The organism is Pseudoalteromonas luteoviolacea, from assembly GCF_018100925.1.
In the GTDB taxonomy this organism is placed as follows: Bacteria; Pseudomonadota; Gammaproteobacteria; order Enterobacterales; family Alteromonadaceae; genus Pseudoalteromonas; species Pseudoalteromonas obscura.
In genome coordinates this window covers 157,285-177,835 of the sequence record NZ_JAGJEH010000009.1, presented here as the reverse complement: position 1 = coordinate 177,835, position 20,551 = coordinate 157,285, and the positions used below count along the sequence as shown (strand labels likewise).

Here is a 20,551-nt window from a genome sequence, read left to right as displayed (position 1 = left end):
ATTTCGACGGTGAGCAAGTTGACTCACCATCGCTAAGGCCGAATGTTTAAGCTTGTTCGTCTTCTACATCGTGGCCGTATGTTTTGCGCATGATAAGTACATAGGCGTTTGTAAACGCTTGTTGTTGGTACTTTCTCAAACCTGTCTCTTCATAGTCAACAGGCACAGGGTTACGCTTAAGTTGTTCTTTTACTTCAGTTGCATTTAAAAGGTGAACTTCTGTATTTGGAATTAATTGTAAAGCCGCTTCCATTTTGAAACCAGCAGCACTACCTGCAAACTTGCCTTTATGCGCTCTTTGACGAATCGCGATAGTGTCAATTTGGTAGTCTTCCACAAGTTTTGATAAGTCGAAGTGAAACTTGCGCATTGCTTCATGATCTTGGCCAATATTTGGCAAAGTGAAACGAGTTTGTCGAATATCCCTAATATCGAAAACGTCACTTTCTTTCGTTAAAAGACAAAGCATCGCTTCGCTGCCGGTAATTTCAACACCTAATGTTCTCATTGTATTTTCCAATCTATACCTAATGGCAGGGATAATAGCATAGCTTTTTTGTTAAATAGTAATTTCTATCGCAATTGCTGCATGATCTGAATATCTTATGTCCTCTTCATCTCTTTTTGGGTCCAAGTGGCTGGCGTAATTGTGATAAGTTAGCGAATTGACCTGCGAACTTGGGTGACGAGGAGAAAACTCTTTGGACGTTAAAATGTAGTCCAAAACATTACCTTCTCCCTGAAAGTAATGAGTCGGGGGCTTGATACCTAGTTCAGGTTGGTTGTCTGCAATTGCAAAGCTCTCATACAGGCCGACGCTTTCAATCAGACTGGATTCACTTGCAACGGGAAATTGCTCAGTCATAAACGATAGTGCTGGGCTTGTAATATGTGCGTTAAAATCACCCATCACTAAGGTCGCTGAGTTTTTTTCTCGCTGTGTTTTAAGTGCATCGTAATACACAATGGAGGCTTCAAGAGAGCGAGATATTTGAGACTGCATTGCGCCGACTGTTTGGTTGAGCATAGTTAAGAAGGGGTCTTCTTGATCTGGATCGCCGAGTAACTGGGCCATTGAATGAACTCGTTGGGATTTAAAATGAACTGCGTAGAGGGTTAATAAGCCAAAACCATCTAATTCAAATGTACACTTTATCGGTGTCCGGTTGAACTTGAAGTGGGCGAGGTTGTTTAAATATTCTAACAACTCGTGGCTGGGCTCTAACGGTTTACACTGTTTAAATGGCAGTTTAGATGCGATTGCTACAACTGGGTTAAAAAGTACATTGGAGTAGACAGCATCTGGCTTAGGTGAATCCACCGTGGCAAAGTGAGTGAGCCCTAAATCTTCACACAGTGATGCGAGAGTGTCTGGATTGAACACTTCTTGAAATACGATAACAGTGGGGTCAATGTGTTGGATCAGCCCTGTGATAAACTGTGTTTTAGTGGTCCATTGAGTGTCTGAATACATTTCTTCAGGTTGGTAAAATGCATACGGAGGCTCTGCAAAATTCAAAAGATTGAATGACGCAAATTTGAATGTTGTTCGCTGCTCCATATAATTCCCTCAATTTTCCATTAATAACGACTATTTTATCTTAGTCTTTTCCTTGCAACTCGTCACGCATCAGGTCACAATAGCGCCAGGATTGAAAGACCCCAGTCAAATTTAGCATATCACTGAATAACCAATGCTTATTCGTAAAAGCGTTGATGGGCAACACTAACACTTAAAATTGATAATAGATACATGTGACGCGGCGTAGGTGTCACCACTGTAAATAGGATTAAAAATGCCAGTAATTACTCTTCCTGACGGCAGTCAGCGTATTTTCGAAAACCCTGTTACTACTCTTGATGTTGCTAAAGACATCGGCCCTGGTCTTGCAAAAGCAACCATCGCTGGCCGTGTAAACGGTGAGCGTGTAGATGCATGTGACATCATTGAACAAGATGCCAATCTTGAAATTATTACCGCAAAGGACGAAGACGGTTTAGAGATCATTCGTCACTCTTGTGCGCACTTAATTGGTCACGCAGTAAAGCAACTTTTCCCTGAAGCGAAAATGGCGATAGGCCCAACTATCGACAATGGCTTTTACTATGACATCGACATGGAGCATTCATTAACTCAAGAAGACCTTGATGCTATTGAAAAGCGGATGTTACAGCTTGCAAAAACAAACTACGATGTTGTTAAAAAGAAAGTAAGCTGGCAAGAGGCTCGAGACACATTTGAATCTCGCGGTGAAAGTTACAAGATGGAAATCTTAGACGAGAATGTTGCTAAAGACGACCGTCCGGGTTTATATCATCACGAAGAATACGTTGACATGTGTCGTGGCCCTCACGTACCAAACATGAAGTTCTGTCAACACTTCAAAATTATGAAGGTGGCAGGCGCATATTGGCGTGGTAATGCAGATAACAAAATGCTTCAGCGTATCTACGGAACCGCTTGGGCAGATAAAAAGCAGTTAAAAGCCTACCTAAAACGTTTAGAAGAAGCTGAAAAACGCGACCACCGTAAAATTGGTAAAGCGCTAGATCTATGGCACTGGCAAGAAGAAGCGCCAGGCATGGTATTTTGGCACAACGACGGTTGGAGTATATACCGTGAGCTAGAAGACTTTGTACGTGAAAAATTACGTGAGTACGAGTACGAAGAAGTAAAAGGCCCATTGATGATGGACAGAGGGCTTTGGGAAAAGTCTGGTCACTGGGATAAATACTCAGATGCAATGTTCACCACAGAGTCTGAAAAGCGTGAATATGCTATCAAACCAATGAACTGCCCAGGCCACGTACAAATCTTTAACCAAGGCCTGAAGTCATACCGTGATTTACCGCTTCGTATGGCTGAGTTTGGTTGTTGTCACCGTAATGAGCCGTCAGGTGCACTACACGGTCTTATGCGTGTACGTGGCTTTACACAAGATGATGCCCATGTATTCTGTACAGAAGAGCAGATCATGGATGAAGTATCATCTTGTATCAAGATGGTCTACGATACATATGAAACGTTTGGTTTTGAAAAGATTGTTGTAAAACTTTCTACTCGTCCTGAAAAGCGTATCGGTGAAGATGAAATGTGGGACAAGGCAGAAGCAGCACTAGCTGAAGCGCTGAAGTCTAATGACATTGAGTTTGAATACCTACCGGGTGAAGGTGCGTTCTACGGACCTAAGATTGAGTTCACATTGTACGATTGCTTAGAGCGAGCTTGGCAATGTGGCACAGTGCAGCTAGACTTTGCGTTACCGGGTCGTTTGGGCGCTACATATGTCGCTGAAAATAACGAGCGTAAAACGCCTGTTATGATTCACAGAGCGATTTTAGGTTCGATTGAACGTTTCATCGGTATTTTAACTGAAGAGTATGCTGGTTTCTTCCCAACATGGTTAGCACCGAAACAGGTTGTTATCATGAATATCACGGATAAACAGGCTGATTATGTCCAAGAAGTTGTGCAAAAACTAAATAAACTTGGAATAAGAGCTTGTGCTGACTTGAGAAATGAGAAGATTGGCTTTAAAATCCGCGAGCATACTTTAAAACGTATACCTTATTTACTTGTTGTTGGCGATAAAGAAGTTGAGCAACAAGAGCTAGCAGTAAGAACGCGCAAGGGCGAAGACCTTGGCAAATTCTCTGTAGATGATTTTGTCGCTAAAATTAGCGAAGAAATTAAAAACAGAGCTTAACTTTTGAAACCCGTGCGGCAAACATATTTACAACAGTGCCGCACGTTTAATTTTGGATTTTTTGGAGGAACGTACCATTAGAGGCGGCAAAAAAGGGCAAACTACTGCTCAAAAGAATCGTATCAATGATGAAATCACAGCGAAAGAAGTTCGCTTAATCGATGCTGAAGGTGAGCAAGCGGGCATTGTCTCTACGAGAGATGCGCTAGCGCAAGCAGAAAACGCAGGTTTAGACCTTGTTGAAATCAGTCCAAACGCTGAGCCACCAGTGGCCAAGGTAATGGACTATGGTAAGTTCGTTTTTGAAAAAGCAAAATTACAAAAAGAACAGAAGAAAAAGCAAAAGCAGATCCAGGTTAAAGAAATTAAATTCCGTCCTGGTACTGACGAAGGTGACTACCAAGTTAAACTTCGTAACTTGCGCAAGTTCTTAGAAGGTGGCGACAAGGCGAAAATCACCATCCGTTTCCGTGGTCGTGAAATGGCTCACCAAGAAATCGCAATCGACATGCTTAATCGCTTAAAAGCAGATTTGGAAGAGATCGCTCAAGTTGAGTCTTTCCCAAATCGTGTTGAAGGTCGCCAGATGGTTATGATGATGGCACCTATTGCAAAAAAAGCATAAGTCAGGCATAATTCGCGCCGATTTTTGAAAGAATTTAGCACAGGTATACAAAGTACTGAGATTTTTAATCTTGAGTCACCTGTGTTAACCGGTTATAAGTAAGCATTTTGTTTTCATTTTGCTTCACCGGAACAGGGTGTAAGCTGGGCCTTAAAAGAGATGTTCGCATCCGCCTACTTACATATATTAAACGCAATATCATTTGGAGTTATTGCAATGGCTTATAAGCTAAAAACACACAGAGGTGCTGCAAAGCGCTTCAAAAAGACTGCTTCAGGCGGTTACAAGCGTAAACAGTCGCATCTTCGTCACATTCTGACTAAGAAGTCTTCAAAGCGTAAACTACACCTACGTGCTAAGTCTATGGTTCATAAGAATGACCTAGGTCTTATCGATCGTATGTTACCATTCGCTTAATAGAGGATATCAGAAATGGCAAGAGTTAAACGCGGTGTTATCGCACGTGCACGTCACAAAAAAGTATTAAAGCAAGCTAAAGGTTACTACGGAGCACGTTCACGTGTTTACCGCGTAGCGTTCCAAGCTGTAACTAAAGCTGGTCAATATGCATACCGTGACCGTCGCGCTAAGAAACGTACTTTCCGTCAACTATGGATTGCACGTATCAATGCTGCAGCACGTCAAAACGGCCTATCTTACAGCCGCTTCATTAACGGCCTTAAAAAGTCGTCAATCGAAATCGATCGTAAGATCCTAGCTGATATCGCAGTATATGACCAAGTAGCTTTCACTGCTCTAGTAGAGAAAGCAAAAGAAGGTCTTGCAGCTTAATTTTTTAATTAAGTAAAGCGATGTTAAAAAGGAGCCTTTGGCTCCTTTTTTAGTTTTCAAAAAAACTGTTTTTTCAATTTGGTCAACAAATTGAGTTTCCTAAAAATCTCTCAACGATTCTTAAGCAATAACTTATCCAGCCAACGTGAGCTTAAAACCCGCTTTAAATAACCCATTAAGTAAGTTGGAAAAGTGACATAGTATCTAGGTTTGGCTTTCGGCGCCTCAATGGCGTGGAGCAACTTATCATACACAGCCTCAGGACCAAGCGTAAATTTTTGCGGTGCTGTTTGTGCCTTTAACCTGGTTAACTGTGCTTGGTATTCAGCACTGTGATGGCTAGCAGTAATATCAATATGTGTTTCGAAAGCTTGCCGTGCATTTTTCCTAAATTCCGACAAAATTGGACCTGGCTCAATTAAGCTGATCTGAATGTCAGTGTCTGCAAGCTCCATTCTGAGTGTGTCGGTTAATCCCTCCAGGGCAAATTTACTCGCGTTGTAGGCACCTCGGTAGGGCAATGCAACTAAACCGAGTACAGACGAATTTTGTACGATACGCCCTTGTCCAATTGTTCTCATATGGGAGATCGCTAATCGGGTTAATGTGTGCCATCCAAAAAAGTTGACTTCAAATTGCTGCCTTAACACATTCGTAGGTAAATCTTCGACGGCACCTGGTTGTCCGTAAGCGCCATTGTTAAATAAGACATCCAATTGGCCATCACATAATTGAAGTGCTTGTTCGAATCCTTCTTGTATTGACCTCTCATCTGACAAGTCTAGTAAGACGCAAGGGATATTAAGCTCTGTAAACTGTTCAAGGTGCTTTGGATTCCTCACTGAGGCAATTACTTTGTACCCAGAGTTATGCAAAGTTTTTGCACAATATAATCCTATTCCGGTAGAACACCCCGTTATTAATATGCTTTTACTCATTGGTTTAGTTAAACTTTCCTTAAATTAGCGACGCATTAGTGCGTTTAACTGTGAATTTTTGTTGAATCACCGCACATTGTAAGCCGTTAAATAAAATATTGATATAATCAACTTAATACAAAAAAGACACAAAGAATGTTTATGAGTTTAGGTATTGTTCTGCTTTCTGCAACACTTAATTTGAATAGTCATCTCCCTCCATTGCAGCCTTGGCAAGGGGAAAGTCAAAGCTTGATGCAACAAAATGGGCCTCTGACAACAGACTTTGAGTTAAGTGGCGGATTGGAGTCTCCGAATTACGAACAAACAAACGCATTTATCAAGCGATTAGTGGCGTCAAACCCGACTCAGTTTCAATCAATAAAGATTGGTACAAGCGATCAAGGTAGAGACATCAATATGTTGCTGGCTGTAGAAGGAAGTCAGTTTTCGCCAGCGATGATGAAAAATAATAATAAGCCAACAGTGTTAATTCAAGCGGGTATTCACGCCGGTGAAATAGATGGCAAAGATGCCATGTTTATGCTGCTAAGAGATATTGCTACAGGAAAGCGCCGCGACATCTTAAGCAAAGTCAATATCTTGTTTGTGCCGATTTTGAATGTGGATGGCCATGAGCGAAGCAGTGAGTTTAACCGTATAAACCAACGTGGCCCGTTGACTATGGGGTTTAGAACAAACGCACAAAACTTAAACCTTAATCGTGATTACACCAAGTTAGACACACCTGGTGTTCGTGCGATCTTGAAGGTCATTAACGACTACGATCCTGCGCTATACATTGATGTACACGTAACTGACGGCGCTGATTATCAATACGATGTCACTTATGGCTTTAACCCAAGCTTTGCCAGCGACTCGCCAGCTATTGCGAAGGTGTTAGAAGAGCAGTTTACCCCTATTATTGACGAAAAGCTGTCAAAGTTTGGTCATATCCCAGGCCCGCTTGTATTTGTTATGGATAAAAGAAACCTTGAAAAAGGGCTGGCGGGTTGGGTTGCATCACCAAGGTTTTCAAATGGCTGGGGAGATATTAAAGGGTTGCCAACTATCCTAGTAGAAAATCACTCATTAAAGCCTTATAAGCAAAGGGTGCTAGGGACTTATGTTTTTATCGATGGCGTGATAGATGCATTGTCGCAGCAGCATAAGGCGTTAGAAAAAGCGGTCGAATCGGAAAAACACTTTTACCCAACCGAGCTGGTGGTTTCAAGAGAGTATAGTAAAGAGCCAGATTTCGTAAGCTTTAAAGGAATAAAATTTAAACGCTTTCAAAGCGCACTGTCAGGTCATGAAGAAGTTAAGTATCTGGGAGAGCCGATTCACTATGATAAACTCCCGGTCTTCTGGCAAAAGGAAGTTAAGTTAAAAGTATCTGTGCCGGAGGCTTACTTTATTCCTCCACAATATTCAGCATTGGTTGAAAAACTTCAACTGCATGGAATTGAGATAGAAAAGCTCGTCGACGGTGACGTTATGGCGGGGCTAACTCAGCTTAATGTAGATGACTATAGTTTCGCTAAAATGCCCTTTGAAGGGCGTTTTAGAGTCGATGCGACATTTAATCATCACCTGATAGAGCGTGAAGTATCCCTTTCTGGCTGGACGAAAGTATCAACAAAACAAGCATACTCAGAGTTAGTTACACACTTGCTTCATCCCGCAGCGCCCGATTCATTTTTTGCATGGGGTGATTTTCATAGTATTTTCCAACGAACAGAATATGTTGAAAATTATGCACTTGAGCCATATGCTAGGAAAATGTTAAAAGAGAGCCCTAAGCTTGCTTTGGCATTCGACAAAAAAATCCGTGAAGATAATTCATTTGCTAAAAGTGATAAACAAAGGCTTGAATGGCTGTATGAGAAAACACCATACTATGATCAAGCGTACTTAAAATACCCTGTACTGATGTTTTATGCGAAGAAGTAACATGAAAGTTTTCACGATACCAGTTACACCATTTATGCAAAACTGCCGAGTTATAGCTTGCGACTTGACGGGAAAAGCTGCCATAGTAGATCCAGGTGGCGACGCAGAGAAGATTCTCGCTGTTGTTAAAGAGAACAAGTTACAAGTTGAATTTGTGCTTTTGACACATGGGCATTTAGATCATGTGGGAGTGAGCAAGGTAATATCACAATCGCTCGATGTAGAGATTATCGGCCCCCATATTGATGATAAGTTTTGGTTAGACGAGTTACCTATGCAAGCTCAAATGTTTGGGTTTGCGCCTCATACTGCTTTCTTACCCAATCGCTGGTTGAGTGAAGGTGAAGTGGTAAAATTAGGTGAGCTAAAATTGCAAGTTAGGCACTGTCCTGGGCATACACCAGGACATGTAGTTTTTTATGAACCTGCAAGTGCGACAGTACTAGTTGGTGATGTGCTGTTTAAAGGTTCTGTGGGGCGCACTGATTTTCCTAAAGGAGATGCCGCACAACTTAAGCACGCTATTGAAACTAAGCTCTTTACCTTAGGTGATGAAACTCGGGTAATGAGTGGTCACGGAGAAGATACCACAATAGGGTACGAGAAGCGTAATAACCCATTTATGAGCGGTCGCTTTGGGTAACGCAACGTGAATAGCGTAAAATTTAACACTAAAATATAAAGAAAAATATGTCATTAAATCAAGTTGATCGTCAGATACTAGCGTTGTTACAGCAAGATGCGAGTTTGTCCACGGCTGAAATTGCAGACAAAGTAGGGTTGTCACAATCTCCGTGCTGGAGGCGCATCGCTAAATTAGAACAAGATGGATTCATAAAAGGGAAAGTTGCGCTGTTAGATGAAAAACAGCTTGGGTTTGATATGTTGGTGTATGCCCATGTAAAACTCTCAAATCATGGACGTAGCAATCTTGCTGAATTTGAAAAATTGATAATGAGCTATGATGAAGTGACAGAGTGCTACACCATGGCTGGTACAATGGACTTTATGCTGCGTATTGTCTCTAAAGGCATTGAAGGTTACGAGCTTTTCGTTCGTGATAATTTACTTAACCTGGAATATGTACAAGAAGTTCACTCTAATGTGACCATGACGTGCGTCAAACGCTCAACCGCATTACCAATCATTTAGTGTCATACAGACATCTCAAATTAACACTATAATGTATCATGTTTGTTAAAAGCGCTGGATTTTGTTAGGATCCAGCGCTTTTCTGTCGTAGTAAAAAACACTTGGGGATATAAATGTTTAATCTTATAGGCAAGGCGCCAAGCTCTGCTAAGAACGACGTGCTTTCAGGTTTAACAGTAGCATTAGCTCTGGTACCAGAAGCGGTCGCATTCGCATTTGTTGCACAAGTTGACCCGCTGGTTGGCTTGTATGCAGCATTTATCGTCGGATTGATCACATCAATTTTTGGTGGTCGTCCAGGAATGATTTCAGGTGCTACCGGGGCACTTGCAGTAGTAATGGTAAGTCTTGTGATTGAACATGGTGTCGAATACCTGTTCGCGACAGTGCTATTAATGGGTATTTTACAAATTTTAGCGGGTATATTTAAGTTGGGTAAATTTATCCGAATGGTACCGCACCCAGTTATGTTAGGTTTTGTGAATGGCTTAGCCATTGTTATATTTTTAGCCCAATTAGGTCAATTTAAAGTAATGGATGAAGCTGGTACTTTGCAATGGATGCAAGGCTCAGAGCTATATATCATGGCGGGGTTAGTTGCATTGACAATGGCTATCATTCATTTTCTACCAAAATTGACGACTGCGATTCCGTCAAGCTTGGCAGCGATTTTAGTTGTAACAGGTATTGTGATTGGTTTTGATTTAGACGCTCGCAACGTACTAGATTACTTAAAAGACATGAGCGGCAATGCAGATGCAACTATAGCTGGTGGATTCCCAATGTTCCACATCCCTGATGTACCTTGGAACCTTGAGACACTGAAAATTATTTTCCCATATGCGCTAATTCTTGCTGCTATTGGCCTAATTGAATCATTACTGACATTAACACTTATTGATGAAATCACTGAAACTCGCGGCAACAGTAACCGTGAATGTGTTGGTCAGGGCGCTGCAAATGTAACGTGTGGTGTGTTTGGTGCAATGGGTGGCTGTGCCATGATTGGCCAATCTATGATAAACATTAACTCTGGTGGCCGTAGCCGTTTATCAGGTATTACAGCAGCACTACTATTACTTGGTTTCATTTTATTTGCTGCCAGCTTAATTGAGATGATCCCACTTGCTGCTCTTGTTGGTGTTATGTTCATGGTAGTGCTAGGGACGTTTGAATGGTCTAGTTTCCGTTTAATGAAGCGTATTCCTAAGAGCGATGCATTTGTTATTGTGTTAGTTTCAGGTGTAACCGTTATCACTGACCTTGCAATAGCAGTATGTGTAGGTGTTATTGTTTCTGCACTTGTGTTTGCTTGGGAGCATGCAAAACATATCTATACCAACAATTATATAGATGATGACGGTTCTAAGGTTTATGAGTTACATGGTCCGCTATTTTTTGGTTCGGTGAAGAACTTTGCTGAGCTTTTTGATATCGCCAATGACCCTGAAGATGTTATTGTTGAATTTAAATATAGCCGTGTTGCAGATCACAGTGCAATTGAAGCCATTGATGCTTTGGCTGAGAAATACACGAAAGCTGGCAAAAAGTTGCATTTACGCCACTTAAGTCAAGACTGTAAACAGTTGCTAGATAAAGCGTCTGATTTGGTAGAAATTAACGTTATTGAGGATCCAAAATATAAGGTTGCCTCAGACAAGCTTGCGTAATTTTTACATTACTTAGTCTTAAAGCCCGCATTTCGCGGGCTTTTTGTTTTTCAGGCAATAGTCGTAATTATTTAAAATCTCATGGCTAATTTTAAACAGGTTGATTACAGTAAGGTCAATTAAAAATAAAATAAGCATGAATTATGAGTATAAGATCATCTTTAACAGCCTTGTCTTTGATTCTATTATTAGGCAACACGTCATCTGTATCTAGTAAGGAAGTAAGCGTAAAAACCTTAGCCAAAACTTCCCAAAGTTGGGATGGCACGGAATTGCCAGCATACCCATCTGGAAAACCAGAAATTACCGTACTGGATATTGTCATACCCGCCGGAACAGAGTTGCCAATGCACCTTCACCCAGTGATCAATGCGGGTGTCTTGATTACCGGGGAATTGCATGTAACCAAACAAAGTGGAGAGCAGCTAATATTAAAATCCGGTGACCCCATTGTTGAGTTAGTCCACCAGTGGCATAAAGGCAAAGCCGTCGGCAATGAAGATGTCAGGATCATCGTGTTTTATGCGGGTGAACAGGGCAAGGATATCACAGTTAAGAAGCACTAGTAGATGAGGTTTTTAGCCCTGTTCACTATAAGAAACGTGCGTTTACCCAGCGGCAAGGTGGCTGGTATGCTGCACCAAAACATCATATAACGCACGTATTTTAGCGTTTTGTTTAAGATCCTTGTGATAGGTATACCAAAGTGCCCCGACATTTTCTGAACTTAGCAAGGGGCACGCATCAAGTCTAACTAAATTTGGATATCTTCTGGCGTCGTTGTCAGACAGTGGGCCGATCCCCATGCCACTGACAACGGCGGATTGTATGTCAAGAAACTGGTTGCTGGTATAAACAATATTTTCATTGTGCAAGTGTTGAATAACCTGATTGATGAAAGGAATATGGTGCTTAGACTTGTCAGGCATAAGCCAGTGAAAGTTATTAAAATCGCTTTCATGCTTCGGTTGACCATGCTCTGCGATATAATCTTGTGATGCAAAATACGCCATTTTGAGTGATAAGACATGGCGAGCAATAAGGTCTGGCTCTTTGGGCTCAGGGCCAGCTCTGAGCGCAACATGGATATTTCCACTTTGCGCAGGAATGACTTCGTCAGTTGCCAACAACTCTATTCTAACTTTTGGATAGGTTTTCCTAAACTGATACATTGCCGGAGCAAGCATAGCTGAATATGATGTCACAGTTGTGACCCTGATTTTCCCGCTAAACTCCTGTTGAATACTTTGCAATTTATCTTCTAAGGCAATAAATTGGGTATCAAGATCCGTCAGTGTTTCAGTCATGATATGCCCGGCATCGGTGAGTTGATAACCCCGTTGATGGCGGATAAACAATTTAACGTTGAGTGCGTCTTCTAAGCGGTTAATATGGCGTAATACGGTCGTATGATTGCATCTTAATTGTGCGGCAGCTTTGGCAAGGGAACCCGCTTTTGCTACGGTATGAGCAACTTTGAAATCATCCCAATTTAATTTCTGCATAATTATAAATATAAATTATTCAACTTCGTCTAGTGTCTGAGTATATAGTTTTTTGCACATTAGTTCTTTACTTTATGCACTATGCATTTCACCTTCTACGCGGTAACCTAAGATCAGTAACTTATAGAAGTAAGGTGTCATATGCTGAAAAACAGCAATCAGAGTTATGGCTGGGTAAGTATCGCAGTGCATTGGTTAATGGCTCTGGCGATCTTTTTTATGTTTGGCCTTGGCTTATATATGGTTGAGTTAACATATTACGACCCGTGGTATAAAGGCTCTCTAGATTTGCATAAGTCATTAGGGATTATTTTAATGGGGCTGTGGTTGTTCCGTTTTGTGTGGCGATGTATCAACATTAAGCCACAGGAATTGCCAGGACCTAAGCTAGAGCAGCTAGCAGCGCGGCTTGGCCATCAAGTACTATATATCCTTATGCTACTGCTGCTATTGAGTGGCTACTTTATCTCCACGGCGGACGGTAAACCAATTAGCGTATTTGAGCTATTTGAAGTGCCAGCTTTGCCTTGGTCATTTGACAATCAAGAAGATATTGTTGGTGATATCCATTTTTGGCTTGCATGGGGTTTAATTGGGTTTGTAGCTGTACATATAATGGCTGCGCTAAAACATCAGCTTATTAATAAAGATGGCGGTTTGAGCCGGATATTAAAAGCATCTAAATAAAAATTAATTTTAAGAATCAAAGTAAATTATTAGAGGTTAATATATGAAAAAGCGTATCGTTAGTGCGATTTTAGCAACTGGTTTAGTGATGTCGGGCGTTGCAAACGCCGCAGAATATAAAGTAGATAAAGCGGGAGCACACGCTTTCATCAATTTTAAAATTAAGCACTTAGGATATAGCTGGTTGACGGGTAGATTTAACGATTTTGACGGCAAGTTTAACTATGACAAAAATAAGCCGAATGATTCAAAAATTAACATCGTGATCAATACAGCAAGTATTGACTCGAACCATGCAGAGCGTGACAAGCACCTTCGTGGCAAAGATTTTTTGAACGTCAAACAGTTTCCAAAAGCAACTTTTGAAAGCACTAAGTATGAGCAAGTTAGCGACACAGAAGCTAAGCTTACAGGCTTACTCGAGTTAAACGGTGTTAAAAGAACGATTACTTTCCCAGTCGAAAAAATTGGCGAAGGTAAAGATCCTTGGGGTGGTTACCGTGTAGGTTTCTCTGGTGAAACATCGCTAAAGCTAAAAGATTTTGGTATTGATTATAACCTTGGTCCTGCATCAACCCATGTGACTTTAGAGCTACATATTGAAGGTATTCGCCTTTAACGGCTGATGCCAAACTTGATGTCAGAGTTGATTGCTAGTTAACTCTGACAGCACGCCTTTGTTATAAACCCATCCCAAACTTACTATAAACAGTTAGTTTGAGCAGCGTTTAAAATAGATCATGGACCAAAGATAAACCACAATAATACGGTAAAGACAGGTATCTTAAACCATATGGTTAAAGCTTGTGTTTCGCTGGGTTATCGACAAAAGCAGTCATTAAGATAAGCAAAATATAAATGATCAACACTGCCAAGATGCTTCTTATGCCCCATGGTTTCATAGCTTAATACGATAAAATTGAAATACCGAATAAATGGCTTAACTTAGGCTTTTCTGTAGTGTGAAAGAGGGTAACCTAAAAATATATATACCTTTAGGTTAATGAAACTGGAATTAAAAAACTTTCGTCATTTATCGTAGAATTGAGAGTTCAATTGCAACAAAATTAGCTGGACGACCAAAAAGGCCAATTTTGAAATATGTGCATTTGGTCTTAGTTACGATTTAGATATTGCGGCTAAACCTTGCCAGTCTTCTAGATCTTGGTTCGGCTTTTCCTTTCTGAACTGAGCGTATTGGCTTATGCCCATCTGGTCTTCAAGGATGTCGACAACAATGCCTTTTTCTTTCAATAGCCTTTCATTGCCACAGGCGTTGCTCACGTCGCCAACCACCACACGATTAAACCCACGCATATATAACAAGGTGGCGCATACATCACAAGGGCTTAAACTGGTGTATAGGGTCGTCTGAGAAAAGTCTATCCTGCCAGCATCTCTAATTGCAGAAGTTTCGCCATGGTTGTAAGGATGGGACTCTTGCACGAGTGTATTGTGTCCCTTACCCACAATTTCCTTTGTATGATTGTTGACAATTACTGCACCAATGGGGCAACCGCCTTCGTCATAACTTTTTTTCGCAAGCAGCACTGCGATTCGCATATAGTCAGTATCACTAAGCTTCAAGGTAAACTCGTTAGCCATTAAAGTTGATAAACTCGCTGTGGGCATATGGGCAATGACGTTGAGCGAAGCATCATTAATTTGGGTATCGTGTGTAAAGAGTGGCGCTATCATGCTTTTGTCCAAAAAATACAATTACAGTACTATATAAAAGATCATTGAGGAGCAATTGTGAAGGTTGTGACAATAATACTCAGTACAAAATCTGGAATGGGGTATTTCGTTCATAACAGACTCTGTTTCCTAAATACTTGAACTTCAGCCCTTTTGCGTGTTCAGATCAAATACGCCGATAAATAATAAAAGGCTGAAGCAACAGTGAAAAATTCAAAGATAAATGTTGAAAATCAAAGAGTATCAAAATAACATTGACTTAAAATTAAACAAAAACATAATAAATCAACACTTTAAAAATAAACAAGGAATAGAAAAATGAAACCAGTATTAAAAAAAGCAAACTTAAAAAAGCTTGTAGTAGCAGATACACATTTAACCCCACAGGATACAAAAAAGATTGCAGGTGGAGCTGAGATAAAAGGCATTACTTCCATTTTGATCTTCTGTGATACAGACGTGATTAAATAAATACTTCGGAGGTGGTCTCACCTCCAATCTACCCCGAGAAATAGCACCAAGGTATTAATGTCAATTAGGTTTAAAGCGAGGAAAGTACTGTTTAGAGTCAATGTGATGAATACGACGAACAGGCTAGGTAAGTACTAGATCAACAATAGTAATAGAAATCACTAATTCGCGAGTGTTTCTTTGCGCAGCAATACCGGGTTTGAACACAGAAGGAAAAAGTATGGCAATCTATGAAATGTTGGTAGGCTTAGATGTGAAGGACGATAACTTATATAGTGATTATCGTGAAGCGATGAAACCAGTTTTAGTGTCAATGGGTGGTGAATTCGGATATGACTTCCGCATTGAAGAAGTGCTAAAAAGCGAAGTTACGCAAAACATCAACCGTGTATTTACTATTCGGTTCCCAAATAAAAACGTCATGACATCATTTTTTAATGCGCCAGAGTATCAAGTCGTAAAGGCGAAGTATTTTACGCCATCAGTCAGAGATATCACCATTATTCGCGAGTACGAAATAGTTGAATCAGACGCATAGCATTGAATGTCTAGCGAGTTTGATCAATTTAAAGTAAAGGTGAAAATTGCCCTTTTTTATCAATGAGTTTAATTGTATCTTAGCGTCAATTCTTAATCGTGCTGATTTTTAAAAGGAAAAGTGATGAAAAGATTGGTGTTGTGTATGGATGGGACGTGGAATAAGCCTGCGCAATATGATCGTGGTAAAAGAAAACCAACCAATGTTGTTAAGTTGGCCCGAGGTGTTGAACAAGTTTGTCCAAATGGCATTCATCAAGTTGTTTACTATAGTGAAGGCGTCGGTACACATTGGGGAATGGATAAAATTCTAGGAGGCGGTTTTGGCCTCGGCCTATCGCAAAATGTACTGCGTGCATATCAATTTTTGGTTTTAAATTATCAGCCTGGTGATGAGATTTATGGCTTTGGTTTTAGCCGAGGCGCATATACCATTCGAAGCGTGATTGGGCTTATCAATAAAATAGGGTTGTTACCTAAAGACCACGCTTTTTATATGCCAGAAGCATACAGGTTGTACCGTAATAGGGCATCTGACACTGAAGTCGATGCATTCAAAACAGAACACAAATGTACAGACATATCGATTAAGTTCGTAGGAGTTTGGGATACAGTTGGCGCGCTAGGTTTACCATTCGACTTTGATTTAATTAATCGTCGCTATCAATTTCATGATGTCAGTCTAACAGACAACATTGAGCATGCTTATCACGCTCTGGCCATTGATGAAAAACGAGGGCCTTTTAAACCTGCAATTTGGACATTGCCAGAAGGCTCAACTCAAACTCTGGAGCAAAAATGGTTTGCAGGTAGCCACAGTAATGTAGGCGGTGGGTATTCACAAGATGGGCTTGCTAACATCTCACTGCATTGGATCAAAGAGAGAGCGACTGAGCACGGTTTAGTCTTTAATGAACGATTTTTGTCTTACTATCGACCCTATCATTTAGATGAATATAGAGACTCAATGAGTTGGGTGTATAAAATTACAGAAAAAATACGCAAATTAGGTGTAGGACAACGTACCAATGAGTCACTGCATGATAGCGTCTATCGACGCATTTGTGAAAGCGAGTGCTACCAGCCTGTGAATGCAATTGAATTTATGGAAAAAACAAGTAATCCTAGCTAACAGCCATATATTTCGTACTCAAACCTATCATGATATTTGATAAATATTAAATAGATACTCCTTGCACATGTGTGGGGTATCTAATAAAAAACACGCATTTATCACCAGCAATTTATTTTTATTCTGTCAGTTAACATCATAATCACGAGTCACATCACACCTATAGCTTTCAGGTAATATCAAAATTTTATTGAGTAAAATCCAATTATTGCAATTTAAATTATATTGTTTTTTACAATTAAATTAATTAAAAATATTGGATATTGTATAAAATATATTTACTTGGCTTGGGTGTTTTGTTATTTTTGTTTTCCCGATTTTGGGATGAATTTATTAGCATAGTTAAACATGCTACTTATTGTGTATTTAAGGAAAATTATGACAACTAAGTACTTGGCAGGTGTTGCCTCTATTTTATTCACTGTTGGCGTGCAAGCAGCAACAATGGGCAATTACGTACCTTTTAGTCAGCAAGATTATATTAATAATGGTTACAACGGCCCTGGTGTAAAAGCGCCATTAAATGGTAATCAATTTGACCCTATGGTTTGTATTGATGGCAGACGTGTTCCGGGTGTAGTAAGTGCAGATGGCAACTGCTATGTAGAATACAAAAAAAATTGGCGTAACAGTGATTACTCAATTCTAATGGCGCCTAGCGGTGGCTATACATGGAAAAGAATAGGCCGAGGTTACAACTTAACAGGTAAAGAAATCACTGGTGGAGCGCGCGACTCTGGTGAGTATTCTTATCACTGTATGGCAGAAAAGTTTATTGATGGTTATGGTAAAATCAAAGTAGTTGGTAAATATATCCCTAATCAGGATCGTTGTTATTTGACAACTGGCGAAGGTGAAAGAGATAGAACACACATTGATATTGACTACTGGCGTTCACCTGCTTGGATACTTGTTGCAAACTAACTTATTTTCTAAGCAAAGCTATCTCAGCTTTGCTTTTTTACTTTCCTGATCCTAGGCTCTTAAGCATTTTTTAACTTAGAAACCGCAATCTTTGTACCGTATGTTATTAGTGTGACAATGTATTGAGTAGGGAGAGTTCGAATTAATGTGTGTTAACTCTAAAAAGATTTCTTTTCATCTTCACTTTTTAAAGAAAACACACATCTAAAAGATAAATTTAATAAACGGTGTTTTTAGTACCTACCTTGAAGTCCCTTATTTTTTAGCCTCTTTTAGTACATCAAGTAAGAGAAAGTAGGTTTTCTCAAACGCTTCTTTTTCATCCGGGAATTGTTCCATTGTGTCTTTGTATAAACTCGCTGCAGCTTGATATTCTCGAAGCTGAATATAACATTGGCCCATATAGTAGCGAGCAGTGACATTATTTGGGTTAATAGAAAGGGAGTGATCAAAGTATTTGAGCGCTTCTGGACAATCGCCATTATCCATAAAAATAAAGGCAATGTTGTCAATGGCTTCATAAAAAGGTGGAAATATATCCAGCGCTTCTAGGTATAAAGATATTGCTTCATTAAACTTCTTTTGTTCACTAAGCGCGTATGCTTCTTTATATTTTATATTTGCTAAAGCGATCAGCTCGTCAACTTTTTGCCCGGTAACATGTGCATATTTTTGAAAGTTATTGTGTTTCAAATATTGATAGAAGTAGCCTAATTCGCTTTTACTTACTGGCTTATTTCCTATTGATTCCCAACCTTCAGCTAGTGCTGCTATTGATAAAGTCGTGTGACCCACTAAAACTCCGAGTTTTTCGACACTTGATTTGGTAGGCTTTTTTTCGGAATGTTCAAAAAAAGTGACATGTAATGTTATGTCGTCAGGGTTGTCATGACCAACATTGATTATTTTCAATGTTTCCCATTTATCTTTTTGTTTTATGTAAATATCACCCTCTTTATACAGGGTGTTCTTTGATGTTTCGTGCGCTTCTACAGTGGACAGCAAGGAACTAAACAAAAACAGGAGCGAGGTAAAAATCTTAGGCATTGGTTTCCTACTAGGTTAATGTCAAATCCGCGTGAGCGGCATAGCAGTGAAAACTGCATTTTTAGGCCACTCTTAAAAAATAGGACGCAATGCTAGACTAGCTTGCAATGTAAATAAAGAAACATTTTAGTTAATCCAATTAATAGTTGTTTTTTTACTCAATGCATGTGCAATAAGCCATGAACAATTAAAATTGCGCTTTTAAAGTAATCAAGTTTCTATAGGGGTGATAAAAAGCCATCATAATTTGGTATTAGACTGTGTCAATACAAGTTCAAAACTTCAATATATTTGCAGGTGTTGTCGCGCCTTAAGTTCACTTATTCGCGTCGATAAAACCTATCCCAAAACTGAAACTAACTTCCCAAAAGTGGGAAGAGAACTAAGCTAACAAAATAAAAATCCTATTATAAATCATGGGTTTAATTTTGGCATGTAATTCGCCTTAGTGTTTTAAAACAACCACTAAGGTCAAATATGGACATAAAAGCATCCCTTGCGAAAAATAAACAGCGAAAATTTCCGGTTAAATCGCTAGCTATCGGTATTGCCAGCTGCGCCTTGCTAATAGGTGTCGCATTTATAGATGTTAAGAGTGAAGAGGTAGATGCTCCGAGTTTGGTTTTTGCGCAAGTTCAAAGCGGCCAGCTAAGCTTGGCTGTTTCAGGTTACGGTCAATTACGCTCCAAGCAAAGTCGCTTTATCACTGCAAGTCATCGCTCGCAAGTGGAAGAGATATTCCATTTACCCGGCAGCCGTGTTAGACATGATACCGTTATTATGCGTCTTTCAAATCCAGATTTACTGCAAACCCTCAATCGTAGTCGCCTTGCACTAGCAAGACAAAAAGCCAGCTTCGAAGCGCTCAAACTCAGTCAACATAGTGCATTGTTGACCCAAAGGGGGCAGCTAACTTTACTTAAAAGCGAGCTTGCCAATGCACAGATCAGAGAAGAAGCTGAGGCAAAATTGATTGCCAAGGGGATCGTATCGGCCCTTGATCATAAGCGTTCACAGCTAGAAGTAAATCAGCTTACTGAGCGAGTCAAGCTTGCACAATTACAGCTGCAACAAACCAAAGCCCTTCACACTCAACGCTTACAGATTGAGCAAGAGTTAATGAGAGAAGTCGAGTTAAGTTACCAAGCTGCGGATACCGACGTTCGTAATTTGCAAGTTAAAGCTGGAATTGACGGTATGCTCCAAGAGGTCAATATTGAGCAGGGCCAATCGGTACAAGTTGGTGCACCTTTGGCTTTAGTCGGCAGCGAGATGTCGTTATTGGCTGACTTACAAGTGCCAGAAAAACAAGCTAGTAGAGTGCAAATCGGTCAGGTTGGTATTATCAACACCTTCAGTGGAGAAGTTCAAGCTCGTGTTAATCGCATCGACCCAGTTGTTAGAGATGGGCGTATTGCCATTGAACTAGAGCTAACAGGCGCTTTGCCAGACAACGCTCGGCCTGCACTGTCAATTGAAGGGCGAATCATTACAGAAACGAAGGCTAGGGCGTTATCTCTGCAAAGGCCTAGCTACATAGCGGAACAAAGTACAGCGGCTTTGTACGTTCTCAATAAAGAAACAAATCAACTAGTTAAAACCCCAATAGAGTTTGGTACACTCGCCGGTAACGCCATCGAAATTCGAACTGGTGTAAAGGCCGGCGAGCAAGTTGTGATCTCGGACATGTCCGATTTTAAACATCTCGAACAAATAAAAATAACTCAATAAATT

The 20,551-nt window shown here is 40.2% G+C and carries 22 protein-coding genes; 16 read left to right on the top strand and 6 right to left on the bottom strand.

Going from position 1 to position 20,551, the window contains the following annotated elements; translation table 11 throughout:
* Positions 1-46 precede the first annotated feature (46 nt).
* Positions 47-508: a DUF3010 family protein gene (locus J8M00_RS20035; protein ID WP_023398353.1), complete on the bottom strand. Its 462-nt coding sequence runs from the start codon at positions 506-508 to the stop codon at positions 47-49.
* Between the two features lie 51 nt (positions 509-559).
* Positions 560-1,561: an endonuclease/exonuclease/phosphatase family protein gene (locus J8M00_RS20030; RefSeq protein WP_211012265.1), complete on the bottom strand. Its 1,002-nt coding sequence runs from the start codon at positions 1,559-1,561 to the stop codon at positions 560-562.
* Positions 1,562-1,796: 235 nt separating this feature from the next.
* On the opposite strand from J8M00_RS20030, the gene thrS reads away from it, so the two are divergent.
* From thrS to rplT, 4 genes are all read left to right on the top strand, one after another.
* A complete protein-coding gene (gene thrS, locus J8M00_RS20025) occupies positions 1,797-3,707 on the top strand; it encodes a threonine--tRNA ligase (RefSeq protein WP_211012264.1) in 1,911 nt (636 codons plus the stop codon).
* A 61-nt stretch (positions 3,708-3,768) separates the two neighbouring features.
* Positions 3,769-4,332, top strand: coding sequence for a translation initiation factor IF-3 (gene infC, locus J8M00_RS20020; protein ID WP_081216365.1), 564 nt, complete (start codon positions 3,769-3,771; stop codon positions 4,330-4,332).
* A gap of 216 nt (positions 4,333-4,548) precedes the next feature.
* Complete coding sequence (gene rpmI / locus J8M00_RS20015; protein ID WP_023398350.1) at positions 4,549-4,749, top strand: 50S ribosomal protein L35; 201 nt, start codon at positions 4,549-4,551, stop codon at positions 4,747-4,749.
* 15 nt (positions 4,750-4,764) lie between these two features.
* Complete coding sequence (gene rplT / locus J8M00_RS20010; protein ID WP_023398349.1) at positions 4,765-5,124, top strand: 50S ribosomal protein L20; 360 nt, start codon at positions 4,765-4,767, stop codon at positions 5,122-5,124.
* A gap of 110 nt (positions 5,125-5,234) precedes the next feature.
* Here the strand turns inward: rplT and J8M00_RS20005 are convergent, their stop codons facing one another.
* Entirely contained in the window at positions 5,235-6,062 is an 828-nt protein-coding gene (locus J8M00_RS20005; RefSeq protein WP_211012263.1) for an SDR family oxidoreductase, read from the bottom strand.
* A 141-nt stretch (positions 6,063-6,203) separates the two neighbouring features.
* Here J8M00_RS20005 and J8M00_RS20000 point away from each other — a divergent pair, with 141 nt between their 5' ends.
* From J8M00_RS20000 to J8M00_RS19980, 5 genes are all read left to right on the top strand, one after another.
* Positions 6,204-7,994: a M14 family metallopeptidase gene (locus tag J8M00_RS20000; RefSeq protein WP_432652284.1), complete on the top strand. Its 1,791-nt coding sequence runs from the start codon at positions 6,204-6,206 to the stop codon at positions 7,992-7,994.
* Between the two features lies 1 nt (position 7,995).
* Positions 7,996-8,637, top strand: coding sequence for an MBL fold metallo-hydrolase (locus tag J8M00_RS19995; protein WP_211012261.1), 642 nt, complete (start codon positions 7,996-7,998; stop codon positions 8,635-8,637).
* Between the two features lie 47 nt (positions 8,638-8,684).
* Positions 8,685-9,146 (top strand): Lrp/AsnC family transcriptional regulator, encoded by a 462-nt coding sequence (locus J8M00_RS19990; protein WP_023398345.1) that lies wholly within the window; start codon positions 8,685-8,687, stop codon positions 9,144-9,146.
* Positions 9,147-9,259: 113 nt separating this feature from the next.
* Positions 9,260-10,816: a SulP family inorganic anion transporter gene (locus J8M00_RS19985; protein WP_211012260.1), complete on the top strand. Its 1,557-nt coding sequence runs from the start codon at positions 9,260-9,262 to the stop codon at positions 10,814-10,816.
* Between the two features lie 143 nt (positions 10,817-10,959).
* The gene (locus J8M00_RS19980; RefSeq protein ID WP_211012259.1) at positions 10,960-11,382 is read left to right on the top strand and encodes a cupin domain-containing protein; all 423 of its coding nucleotides are present in this window, start codon (positions 10,960-10,962) and stop codon (positions 11,380-11,382) included.
* Positions 11,383-11,424: 42 nt separating this feature from the next.
* Here J8M00_RS19980 and J8M00_RS19975 read toward each other — a convergent pair whose 3' ends face one another.
* Positions 11,425-12,321, bottom strand: coding sequence for a LysR family transcriptional regulator (locus tag J8M00_RS19975; RefSeq protein ID WP_211012258.1), 897 nt, complete (start codon positions 12,319-12,321; stop codon positions 11,425-11,427).
* A 141-nt stretch (positions 12,322-12,462) separates the two neighbouring features.
* On the opposite strand from J8M00_RS19975, the gene J8M00_RS19970 reads away from it, so the two are divergent.
* Together J8M00_RS19970 and J8M00_RS19965 are read left to right on the top strand one after the other, a co-directional pair.
* Positions 12,463-13,008: a cytochrome b gene (locus J8M00_RS19970; protein WP_211012257.1), complete on the top strand. Its 546-nt coding sequence runs from the start codon at positions 12,463-12,465 to the stop codon at positions 13,006-13,008.
* Between the two features lie 43 nt (positions 13,009-13,051).
* Positions 13,052-13,627: a YceI family protein gene (locus tag J8M00_RS19965; protein ID WP_023398340.1), complete on the top strand. Its 576-nt coding sequence runs from the start codon at positions 13,052-13,054 to the stop codon at positions 13,625-13,627.
* Between the two features lie 500 nt (positions 13,628-14,127).
* On the opposite strand, the gene J8M00_RS19960 is transcribed toward J8M00_RS19965, so the two are convergent.
* Positions 14,128-14,706, bottom strand: coding sequence for a nucleoside deaminase (locus J8M00_RS19960; protein WP_211012256.1), 579 nt, complete (start codon positions 14,704-14,706; stop codon positions 14,128-14,130).
* Between the two features lie 318 nt (positions 14,707-15,024).
* Here J8M00_RS19960 and J8M00_RS19955 point away from each other — a divergent pair, with 318 nt between their 5' ends.
* The 4 genes from J8M00_RS19955 to J8M00_RS19940 all read left to right on the top strand — a co-directional run bounded on the left by J8M00_RS19955 (position 15,025) and on the right by J8M00_RS19940 (position 17,770).
* Positions 15,025-15,177: a hypothetical protein gene (locus J8M00_RS19955; protein WP_211012255.1), complete on the top strand. Its 153-nt coding sequence runs from the start codon at positions 15,025-15,027 to the stop codon at positions 15,175-15,177.
* A 220-nt stretch (positions 15,178-15,397) separates the two neighbouring features.
* Complete coding sequence (locus J8M00_RS19950) at positions 15,398-15,715, top strand: DUF1330 domain-containing protein (RefSeq protein WP_211012254.1); 318 nt, start codon at positions 15,398-15,400, stop codon at positions 15,713-15,715.
* Between the two features lie 123 nt (positions 15,716-15,838).
* Positions 15,839-16,846, top strand: coding sequence for a DUF2235 domain-containing protein (locus J8M00_RS19945; protein WP_211012253.1), 1,008 nt, complete (start codon positions 15,839-15,841; stop codon positions 16,844-16,846).
* 378 nt (positions 16,847-17,224) lie between these two features.
* Entirely contained in the window at positions 17,225-17,770 is a 546-nt protein-coding gene (locus tag J8M00_RS19940) for a DUF3421 domain-containing protein (protein ID WP_211012252.1), read from the top strand.
* Between the two features lie 255 nt (positions 17,771-18,025).
* Here J8M00_RS19940 and J8M00_RS19935 read toward each other — a convergent pair whose 3' ends face one another.
* Positions 18,026-18,817, bottom strand: a complete 792-nt coding sequence (locus J8M00_RS19935; RefSeq protein WP_211012251.1) for a tetratricopeptide repeat protein — start codon at positions 18,815-18,817, stop codon at positions 18,026-18,028.
* 477 nt (positions 18,818-19,294) lie between these two features.
* Between J8M00_RS19935 and J8M00_RS19930 the strand changes: the two genes are divergently transcribed.
* The gene (locus J8M00_RS19930; RefSeq protein ID WP_211012250.1) at positions 19,295-20,548 is read left to right on the top strand and encodes an efflux RND transporter periplasmic adaptor subunit; all 1,254 of its coding nucleotides are present in this window, start codon (positions 19,295-19,297) and stop codon (positions 20,546-20,548) included.
* Positions 20,549-20,551: the final 3 nt, after the last annotated feature.